At 48.7% G+C, this 10,805-nt stretch carries 6 protein-coding genes; 4 read left to right on the top strand and 2 right to left on the bottom strand.

Annotated elements, in window-relative coordinates:
* Window positions 1–13 precede the first annotated feature (13 nt).
* Window positions 14–1,933 (top strand): carbohydrate-binding protein, encoded by a 1,920-nt coding sequence (locus tag BLR32_RS26620; RefSeq protein WP_218124257.1) that lies wholly within the window; start codon window positions 14–16, stop codon window positions 1,931–1,933.
* 76 nt (window positions 1,934–2,009) lie between these two features.
* Here BLR32_RS26620 and serA read toward each other — a convergent pair whose 3' ends face one another.
* Window positions 2,010–3,248 (bottom strand): phosphoglycerate dehydrogenase, encoded by a 1,239-nt coding sequence (gene serA, locus BLR32_RS26615; protein ID WP_089836380.1) that lies wholly within the window; start codon window positions 3,246–3,248, stop codon window positions 2,010–2,012.
* Window positions 3,249–3,551: 303 nt separating this feature from the next.
* Between serA and BLR32_RS26610 the strand changes: the two genes are divergently transcribed.
* A complete protein-coding gene (locus BLR32_RS26610) occupies window positions 3,552–4,739 on the top strand; it encodes a serine hydrolase domain-containing protein (RefSeq protein WP_089836378.1) in 1,188 nt (395 codons plus the stop codon).
* A gap of 3 nt (window positions 4,740–4,742) precedes the next feature.
* On the opposite strand, the gene BLR32_RS26605 is transcribed toward BLR32_RS26610, so the two are convergent.
* On the bottom strand, window positions 4,743–5,723 hold the full coding sequence (locus BLR32_RS26605; RefSeq protein ID WP_089836376.1) for a cation diffusion facilitator family transporter: 981 nt from the start codon (window positions 5,721–5,723) through the stop codon (window positions 4,743–4,745).
* Between the two features lie 178 nt (window positions 5,724–5,901).
* Between BLR32_RS26605 and BLR32_RS26600 the strand changes: the two genes are divergently transcribed.
* Together BLR32_RS26600 and BLR32_RS26595 are read left to right on the top strand one after the other, a co-directional pair.
* On the top strand, window positions 5,902–9,315 hold the full coding sequence (locus BLR32_RS26600; RefSeq protein WP_089836374.1) for a SusC/RagA family TonB-linked outer membrane protein: 3,414 nt from the start codon (window positions 5,902–5,904) through the stop codon (window positions 9,313–9,315).
* 16 nt (window positions 9,316–9,331) lie between these two features.
* Window positions 9,332–10,789 carry a RagB/SusD family nutrient uptake outer membrane protein gene (locus BLR32_RS26595; RefSeq protein WP_089836372.1) on the top strand — a complete coding sequence of 486 codons (1,458 nt, stop codon included), beginning with the start codon at window positions 9,332–9,334 and terminating at the stop codon, window positions 10,787–10,789.
* Window positions 10,790–10,805: the final 16 nt, after the last annotated feature.

The following is a 10,805-nucleotide window of genomic DNA, read 5'->3' as shown; positions in this document are numbered from 1 at the left end:
TAAATTGTCCCTCATGACAACCTGCAATTTCCATTACAAGCGGGTAATGCGTGCGTTCGCATTATTCGTATTTCTGCTGCTGTCTGCAGTATTCCACGTCCAGGCGCAAACCCCGAAATTCCGGGTGATCGCTTTTTATCACGGCACTTATGATCCGGCGCACATCGCCTTCGTAAAAGAGGCGAACCAATGGTTCCCACAAATTGCCGCCCAGTATGGATTCTCTTACGAAGCCACTACCAACTGGGACAATCTGAACGCCAGTTTCCTTTCACGCTACCAGGTGGTGCTCTTCCTGGATGACCTGCCGGCTTCCGCATCGCAGCGCTCCGCATTCCAGACGTATATGCAGAATGGCGGCGGCTGGATGGGCTTCCATGTCTGCGCGTACACCGACAATGCTGCCGCCTGGAGCTGGTATCACAACACCTTCCTGGGTACCGGTAATTTCCAGACCAATACCTGGGGGCCTTCAAGCGCTACGTTGCGTGTAGAAGACCGTACGCATCCAAGTACAACGCGCCTGCCGGTAACATTTACCTCCGCAGTCAGCGAGTGGTATGGCTGGCAGAACGACCTGCGCAACAACAGCAACATCAAGGTGCTTGCCTCTGTAGATCCTGTAAGCTTTCCGCTGGGATCACAGGCCGGCAACATCTGGTACAGTGGTTACTATCCCATCATGTGGACCAACAAGAACTACAAGATGCTGTATGCCAACTTCGGGCATAACGCGATGAACTATTCTACCAACACACAAACGTCATCGACTTTCGCCAGCGAGATCCAGAACAGATTCCTCATTGACGGATTACTGTGGCTGGGTGGTGCAGAAACAGGCCCTGCTCCTGCCATTCCGCTTCCAGGCACCGTACAGGCAGAGAACTACACAAACATGAGCGGTATCCAGACAGAAACTACTACCGATGCCGGTGGTGGACAGAACATCGGTTATACCGATGCAGGCGACTGGCTGGATTACAAAGTGAATGTGCAGACTGCGGGCACTTACACGGTAGATTTCAGGGTAGCCAGCGAATCACTCGGCGGCGCTATCGAACTGAGAAAAGGCGATACATTACTGGGTGGCATTACCGTACCGGCTACCGGCGCATGGCAAACCTGGACCACCGTAAGCACTACAGTAAATCTGCAAGCGGGAGAACAAACCCTGCGCATACAGGTAGCTGCAGCGGGTTTCAATCTTAACTGGGTGAAATTCTCTACCGGCACTAATCCTCCTTCCGTAATCCCTGTCGGCCAGGTGATCACCCTGAGAGGTAGCAACGGCATGTATGTAAGCGGTGAAAACGGCACCAAAGCCATGACCTGTACCAGAACGGCCCCGCAGACCTGGGAACAATTCTCCGTACTGGATGCAGGCAACGGTAAAGTAAACCTGCGCAGCATGGGTAAATTCGTTTCCTCTGAAAACGGTACCAAGGCGATGACCTGTAACCGCACAACAGCTGCTTCCTATGAAGCATTCGACTGGATCACCAATGCCGACGGTACTATTTCACTGAGAGGTAACAATAGCATGTATGTATCTTCTGAAAACGGAGAGCAGGCTATGAATTGTAACCGTCCAACAATTGACGGTTGGGAGAAATTCAATTTCACAGTAGTGGGTCCCGTAGCAGCAGCAGCCACCCTGGCAGTATCCGCTCCTGCGGAAACTGCACAGCCAACAGCAGGAATTGTGTACCCGAATCCTTTCGGCACACAACTCAACTATACCCTGCCGGCTAAGATCTCTTCCCACAATGTTGCCATCTATGACCTTTCCGGAAGACAGGTATTGCGTGCTGTTGTGAAGTCTAAACAAGCCACTTATTCCCTGAATGTGAGCAGCCTTCCAAGAGGCATGTACATCCTGGATATTTCCAGCGGTACCTATCATCAACGAGTGAAAGTACAGAAAGCTGAATAAAGCATCCTTAGCAGGATTAAAAAAGAAAGGGAGTTCGTCAAAGACGGACTCCCTTATATTTTTAAGACGCTTGCTCTTAATACAACAGTCTCGTCTTGATCGTGTGGTTCACTTCCTTCAGTAAGGAGAATGCTTCCTTAGACAATTTGCTGTCCACATCCAATACCACATAACCAATGCTATCGTTTGTTTTCAGGTACTGACCCAGGATGTTGATCTTATTCTGGGACAGCAGCGTATTGATCTCAGACAGTACGCCTGGCACGTTCTGGTGAATGTGCAGGATACGGTGAGTGTGGTCAACAGCCGGTACGCTGATGGCAGGAATGGTATGGGAACCAAAGCTCGCACCTTTTTCCAGGTAGTTCAGCATTTTAGCGCTCACGTCCAGGCCGATGTTGTGCTGTGCTTCTTCTGTGCTACCACCGATATGCGGCGTCAGGATCACATTGGGCAGCTTCTGCAGCGGCGTGGAGAAAGCGGCGCCATTCTTTTCCGGCTCCACCGGGAATACGTCAATAGCCGCACCTGACAGCTGTCCGCTTGTCAATGCGTCTTTCAGGTCATTCAGTTCCACCACTTCGCCACGGGCGTAGTTGATGAAGATGGCGCCTTTCTTCGCATATTTCAGCGTCTCCTTATTGATCATATTAGCAGTGGTCTTGGTAGACGGCACGTGCAGGGAGATGATATCCGCCATTTCAAACAGGGCTTCCAGGGTACGCACCTGTACGGCATTACCCAATGGTAGTTTGGTTTCCACATCGTAGTAGAATACGTTCATCCCCATTGCTTCTGCCAGTACGCTTACCTGGCTGCCGATGTTACCATATCCTACGATACCGAGCGACTTACCACGCAGTTCGTAACTGCCTTTCGCCTCTTTCATCCAGACACCTTCATGCGCGGCAGCGTTCTTGTCGGGGATACGGCGTATCAGCATAATGGACAGACCTATCACCAGTTCCGCTACAGAGCGGGTATTTGAATAAGGTGCATTGAATACTGCCACACCCATCTCACGGGCACTCTTCAGATCTACCTGGTTGGTACCGATACAGAAGCAGCCGATTGCCTGCAATTTCTGAGCGGCCTCCAGGACCTTCTTTGTGACCTGGGTTTTGGAACGGATCCCCAGCAGATGGACATCTTTTACTTCACGGATCAGATCTTCCTCGCCTAATGCGCCCGATAACCTTTTTACGTTAGCATATCCTGCCGACGTAAACTCCGCTACGGCCGCGTCGCTGATATTTTCCAACAATAAAATATTGATCTTCTCCTTCGGATAACTTGTCAACTTTTGCTGATCCATGGTTATATTTTATGTGTTACCAATTGCAATAAACAATTGGCTTAATAATTGTAATATGGCCAAACGAAGGCACAAACCTAAAAGATGTTCAGCAATAATCAAACAGTCTGTCCTTCAAATTTGATTTCGTCAAAAATTATATCGTATTTGGGCCTTTTTTGACCGTTTTAGAGGATTAAATCTTAAAATACCTTTAAAATCTCATTTTCGGAACCATTTTTTTTGTGTAACAGCTCATTAGGGCCTAATTTTAGCGCCTTTATAATTAAGTAAGCAGAAACAGAATCGAGACTAACTAGCAGAATGAAAGCAGCTTATATTGTATTGACTATCTCAGGGATTGCTTTATATGCCATTACCGCGTGCCAGAGCAATGCGGCCAATAGTTATCGTAATACCAAAACAACAGATACTCCCCGGACAGAAGAATTAAGCGAAGCAGCGCTCGCTGTCCTCAATTCACCGGTTACCAAAGCACAGCAGACAGAACTGACCGCTTTTTATCAGAATATGGTCCGTGCCGGTTTCAATGGCGCCATGCTTGTAGCCAAGAAAGGCGTGGTGATCTTTGAACGCTACCATGGCCTGGAAAACTACCGGAACAGGGCTTCTGCCATGAACGACAGTTCCTCCTTCCAGCTGGCTTCCGTATCCAAAACCTTTACCGCCATGGGCATCCTCTGGCTGATGGAAAAGAAGCAACTGAGCCTAACTGATTCCGTACAGAAGTATTATCCGCAATTTCCATATAAGGGTATTACGCTCCAGATGTTACTGTCTCACCGCAGTGGCCTGCCGAATTACCTCTACTTCTGCGACAGCATCTGGCCCGACAAGGACAAGTTCCTTTCTAATGACGATGTGATTCAACTGATGGTTGCCCATCGTCCGCGTCTCCAGCATACACCAGGCACACATTTCCAGTATTGTAATACGAACTATATGTTGCTGGGGTCTATTATTGAAAAGGTAAGCGGACAAAAGTACGCCGACTTCATGCAGCAGACCTTCTTCGGTCCCCTGGGTATGACCAATACTTTTGTGTATGCACCTGCTACCGCTGTACGTCCTCATCAGACTGCCAGTCATAAATACAATGGTCAGCTGGAACCGGATACTTACTTTGACGGCGTAGTGGGCGATAAAGGCATTTATAGCACCGCAAGGGATATGCTCAGATGGGACCAGGCCCTTTACAGCGGCCAGCTGTTCAGCGATGAAACAATTAAAGCTGCTTACACTCCTTATAGTCATGAGAAACCGGGTATCCGGAACTACGGACTGGGCTGGCGGTTAATGGTCTATCCTGACAGCAGCGAAATAGTCTATCACAACGGCTGGTGGCATGGCAACAATACCGTATTCAACCGTATCATTAAAGATACTTCCACTATCATCATCCTGGGTAATAAATACAATCGTAACATCTATCGTGCAGTGAAACCAATAAGCGCCATCCTGGGACATGGCACTGAAGACGGCGAGGAATAATAACTACTCTCCGTGTTTCCTGTTTGGCAGCACGTTCTCTCTTTTCCATGTGATCAGGCCAGTAAAACGGTCCTGTCTTACCGGGCATTCTTTCAGCTGACAATAATGACAGCAAAGCGGGATACAGGGGTCTGTATGTATAAAGAATTCAACTTCTCCTGAGGAAAATTCAATATTGACCATCCGTTCCAGGGCTTTCAGCTCGTCGTGCGCATCGCTGAGTTCCAGGTAATACGGCAGGGTCAAATGACAATCGATATGATAATTGTTCCCATACTGCTGCACTCTCATATTGTGTATGTCGATCCAGTTGGCGTGCCGGTGAGCGCTCAGGATCTCAATCACCCTGTCTACTACACGCATATCTGTTTCATCCATCAGGCCTGAAATAGAAGTTCTCAGTAACTGGTAACCTTTCCGTAAGATCAGTACTCCCATCAGCAGGGAAGCCAGCGGATCTATCCATTGCAGACCGGTAAAATGGATTAACAGCAGGGCGGCTATCAGTCCCAGGCTGCTGTACACATCCGTCATGATATGTTGGCCATTGCCGGCTATCGTCAGAGAAGATAATTTTTTACCCTCCCGTACCAGGAATAATCCTAACACCAGGTTGGCAAGTGTAGTACCGCCAATCAACCATACTCCCTGATCCAGTTTGTCCAGCGACGTTGGGTTGAAGAAATACTGAGCAGTCTTGAAAAGAATAAGAACACCCGCAATAAAAATCATAGCGCCCTCAAACCCGATAGAAAAGAACTCAACTTTCCCATGTCCATAAGGATGGTTCTCATCCTTTGGCTTACCCGTCAGATAAATACTGTAGCAGGCAAAAGCTCCGGCAACTACGTTAATAATGGATTCCAGCGCGTCAGATAAGATAGCGACAGAGTTGGTCATGAACCATGCTACGAATTTGGTTCCCGTCAAAATAAAGCTGACAATCAGTGATACCAGTATAACGCGTAATTCTCTTCTCTGCAAAACGTGATGGATTGATCCACAAAGAAAAGGAAAATATTGCGTAAGTTAGTAGAGGGTTCTGTGACCGATACTGTATGTAGAATAGCGTTGAATTATCCTTAGTATAGCAAATAATCCTGAGTATTATAGTATAATCGTTTTTCTTTCAGCTCCTTTATGAGCAACCAAAATCTGTAGTATGTACATTTTAAACCCAAAAGCAAAGTGGTTGTGCCTGCTCGTATGTAGTGCATTCTTCGAAATCCATGCAAATGCGGCTCCCCTGACCAGTAAAGCTGTCTCACCAGGCAGTTACGGACTATTCCAGCAGCAGCAACCTGCCACGGAAACTGTTACCGGTATCGTCCGCGTGTACGGCAAAAACGGTCGACCGGAAGCCGTTCCCGGAATCAATGTCATCGAAAAAGGTACTGTCAACGGAACTGTCACAGATGCCGCAGGCGCCTATACGCTAAAGGTAAAAAAAGGCGCTACCCTTACCTTTTCTATGGTCGGCTATAAGTCCCGTGAAATGAAGGCTTCTGCCGCTACGCCTGTCAATCTTATCCTGGAAGAAGACATCAGTGCACTGAAGGAAGTAGTGGTAACCGGTTACCAGACCATTGACCGTAAACTCTTCACCGGTGCCGCCACCAGTGTAAAGGCATCCGACGTCAAGCGTGATGGTATTGCAGACGCAAGCCGTATGCTGGAAGGTCAGGTGGCTGGTGTGACGGTGCAGAACGTGTCGGGCACCTTTGGCGCGGCGCCTAAAATACGTGTGCGTGGCGCAACTTCCATTACCGGCGACAATAAACCACTCTGGGTGGTGGATGGTGTGGTGCTGGAAGATGTGATCAACGTCTCCAACGAACAGCTCTCTACCGGTAACCCTGCTACCCTGCTGGGTTCCTCAGTTGCCGGGTTAAACACAGACGATATCGAGAGCTTCCAGATCCTGAAAGATGCCGCCGCCACCTCACTCTACGGCGCCCGCGCTATGAACGGCGTGGTGGTGATCACGACCAAAAAAGGTAAGGTCGGCAAGCCCGTTATCTCCTATACCGGCAACTTCTCCAGTTATCTGAAGCCTACCTATGATCAGTTTGACATTATGAAATCGGATGATCAGATGGCATTCTACAATGAACTGGCCCTGAAGGGATGGCTGAATCACTCAGATGCCACCCGTGCCGAAAATGGCGGTGTCTATACCAAAATGTACAATCTCATTGATACCTATAATGCTACAAACGGCCAGTTCGGACTGTACAACAGTCCGGAAACCAAACGCCAGTTCCTGGAAAGGTATGCGAAGGCCAATACCAACTGGTTCGATGTGTTATTCCGCAATTCCTTTATGCAGGAGCACTCCCTGAGCGTTTCCTCCGGTACGGATAAATCACAGCTTTACGTTTCCACCAGCTTCCTGCAGGACCAGGGCTGGACCATAGCAGATAAACTGAAGCGCTTTACGGGCAACGTAAGGGCCAATTACAATGTCAGCGACAAAGTATCTTTCGGGTTTATCACACAAGCCGTGATCCGTGACCAGCGGGTACCGGGCACGCTGAACAGGACCAGCAACGCGGTAACCGGGCAGTTTGACCGCGACTTTGATATCAACCCTTACAGCTACTCACTCAATACCAGCCGCACCCTTACCCCTTATGATGAAAGCGGCAAGCTGGAATATTTTACACGCAACTTCGCTCCTTTCAATATCGTGAATGAGCTGAGAAATAACAACATTGATCTGAGTCAGCTCGATATCAAACTACAGGGCGATTTCTCCTATAAGATCCTGAAGAACCTGAAATATACTTTCCTGGGCAACATCCGTTATGTGAAGTCGTCCCAGGAACACAAGATCAGGGAAAACTCCAACATGCCGCAAGCCTACCGGGCTGCCGGCGATGCCACTATCCGGGACAGGAACCGTTTCCTCTACCGCAATCCTGACGATCCGGAGGCAGAACCGGTGGTAGTACTGCCTTATGGCGGTATTTATACAACAGAAGATGATTATCTGGTCAGCTATTATTTCCGTAACACAGTGGAGTATAGCAAGAACTGGAATGACATTCACCTGTTCAACTTCCTTGGCGCACAGGAACTTCGCTATGCCAACCGGCAGAACCGGCAGTTCGATGGTTATGGTTACCAGTTTGACAAAGGCGGTGTGCCCTTCATAGATCCCAATATCATCAAACAGAATGTTGAAAATAATTTCAACTATTACAGCATAGGCATGAACTATGACCGCTACCTGGCATACCTGGCCAATGCTGCTTACTCCTACAAGGGAAAATATAATTTTAATGCCAGCATCCGGTACGATGGTTCCAACCTGCTGGGAGAATCCCGCACAGCGCGCTGGCTGCCTACCTGGAATGTGAGTGGTTCCTGGAACGTAGATACAGAAGATTTTATGAAGAACCAGAGCACCGTTAACAGGCTGACTCTCAGGGCCACCTATGGTCTTACCGGTAGTATGGGTGACGCCAGGAACTCCAGTGTAGTGTTGCAGAACCGCAGCACCAACCGTCCATATCTTTCTGAAATAGAATCATCCATTTACATCCAGAGCCTGGAAAACTCAGAGCTGACCTGGGAGAAACAATATGAAACCAACGTGGGTATTGACGCGGGCCTGTTCCACGATAGACTGACCATTACAGTGGATGGTTACCTACGAAAGGGCTTTGACCTGATAGGTCCCATCCGTACTTCCGGTATTGGCGGGGAAAGCATTAAGATTGCCAACTATGGCGACATGAAATCCCACGGTGTGGAAGCGACCGTTGCCTATAATATCCTCAACGAATCCAAATGGGGACTGCGTACCCAGCTAACCGTGGGTTATAACAAAGGCAAGATCACCAAACTGGAGAACATCCCTATCATCTGGGACCTCGTAGTGGCAGAAGGCGGCGCAACAGTAGGACATCCTGTACGCGGCCTCTATTCCATTCCGTTTGAAGGCCTGAACCCGAAGGACGGTACGCCGCTGTTCACTAACCAGGACGGCGCAAAAAGCGGTAATGTATACCTGCAGAGTGACAAGATAGGCAACCTCGTGTACAACGGCCCGGTGGATCCTACACTGACAGGAGGCTGGTACAATACCCTACGCTACAGCAACTTTGCGCTGTCGGCCCTGGTGACTTACAGTTCTGGCAACAAGATCCGCCTGAATCCAGGTTTCAAACAGAAGTACACTGACCTGGACGCCAGTTCAAACGACTTCCTGAACCGCTGGACATTACCTGGTGATGAAAACCGGACAAATGTGCCTTCCGTAATAGACAAGTTGACTGAGTCCCAGCTGAATGGCGCCTCCCCTTACAATAACTACAACTACTCTACCGCCCGTGTGGCTGATGGGGATTTCGTAAGGCTGAAACAGGTATCTCTCTCCTATAATCTGCCTCCGAAAATGATACGCCGTGCAGGGTTTAATAATCTGTCTGTCAGCCTGGTAGCCAATAACGTATGGCTGATCTATTCAGACGACCGTCTGAATGGCCAGGACCCGGAATTCTTTAATTCAGGCGGTGTAGCCCTGCCTATACCAAGACAGTTCACATTCTCCCTGAAAGCAGGCTTATAAAGTAAAACACTGACAGATGAAAAAGACAACCTACTATATATTTGCAGTCACCGTACTCCTCTCCGCAGGATGTAAAAAATACCTGGAACAGGTGCCCGACCAGCGTACCCAGCTAAATACGGTGGAAAAGGTCGCTGAGTTGCTGACCACTGCCTATCCGCAGGCGGATTACGCCACTTTTACTGAGGCAGCTTCTGATAATGCAGCTGATAAAGGCACCGGCGGTACATTGAGTGAAGAAATCAATACCAACCCCTTCTTCTTCCGGGATGTAACAGAAAGGGCCCAGGGCTCACCAGACTACTACTGGAACGCTTGTTATAGCGCCATTGCCGCGGCTAACCAGGCGCTGGATGCTATCAGTAAGGCCGATAATCCTGCCGACTACAACGCACAGAAAGGTGAAGCGCTGGTAGCAAGGGCTTATAACCATTTCATGCTGGTAACCCTGTACTCCAAGGTCTATGATGCCACCACTGCCAGCCAGGATCCGGGTATTCCTTACGTAACAACCCCGGAAAAGGTGGTAAATGGCAAATATGAAAGAAAGACCGTTGCCTACGTTTATGAACAGATAGAAAAGGATCTGCTGGAAGGCATGCCTCTGATCGACAATACGTCCTACAAAGTGCCTAAATACCATTTCAACAAAGCCGCAGCCAATGCATTTGCTGCTCGTTTCTACCTGTACAAAAAGGATTATCAAAAGGTGCTCACGTATGCTGACAACGTATTTCCCGGAGGTAATATCAAATCTAACCTACGGCCATGGGTAACAGTATACAGTCAGCTGACAGGTACAGAAATGCAAGCCATCTATACAAAAGCAAGTGAGACGGCCAATCTCCTGCTGGTAGAAGCGCCTTCCGACTGGGCACGCTCCTATGGCCGATATCGTTATGGCCTGAGAACAGACCTGGTATATTCCCTGTTCGTATTCAGGAATGTAACCGGTGCGAACTGGGTACAACCGCTATATTATTCCGGCGGCAATACGGAGAACTGGCTGGTATTGAAATTCCGGGAACTCTTTGTACGCTCCAGCGCCAATGCAAACATCGGCGTGCCTTATACTATCTTCCCGCTCTTCACAGCAGAAGAAGTACTATTCAACCGTGCGGAAGCCAATATCTACCTTGGCAACCTTGCAGCAGCCAAACAGGACCTGAACGACTACGCCAGTATGCGCATAGAAAATTACAGCGCTAACTTCAGGATTACAGACGCCAAACTGTCCAGCTACTATGGCACATCTGATATAAAGACTGCCCTGATCAATACTGTGCTGGATTTTAAACAGGCGGAATTCATCCAGGAAGGTATGAGGTGGTTTGATATCCTCCGTTATAACATTCCCGTGACCCATTCCAACGTGGCGGGTGAATCTGAAACACTCACCCCGACTGATCCCCGCCGGCTGTTCCAGCTCCCGCAGGAAGTGAAGCTGGCAGGTATTGAACTGAATCCCCGTTAATCCGCTTAAACTAATT

The sequence above is a fragment of the Chitinophaga filiformis genome (genome assembly GCF_900102545.1).
Taxonomy (GTDB): Bacteria; Bacteroidota; Bacteroidia; order Chitinophagales; family Chitinophagaceae; genus Chitinophaga; species Chitinophaga filiformis.
This window is presented reverse-complemented; position numbering and strand designations above follow the sequence as displayed.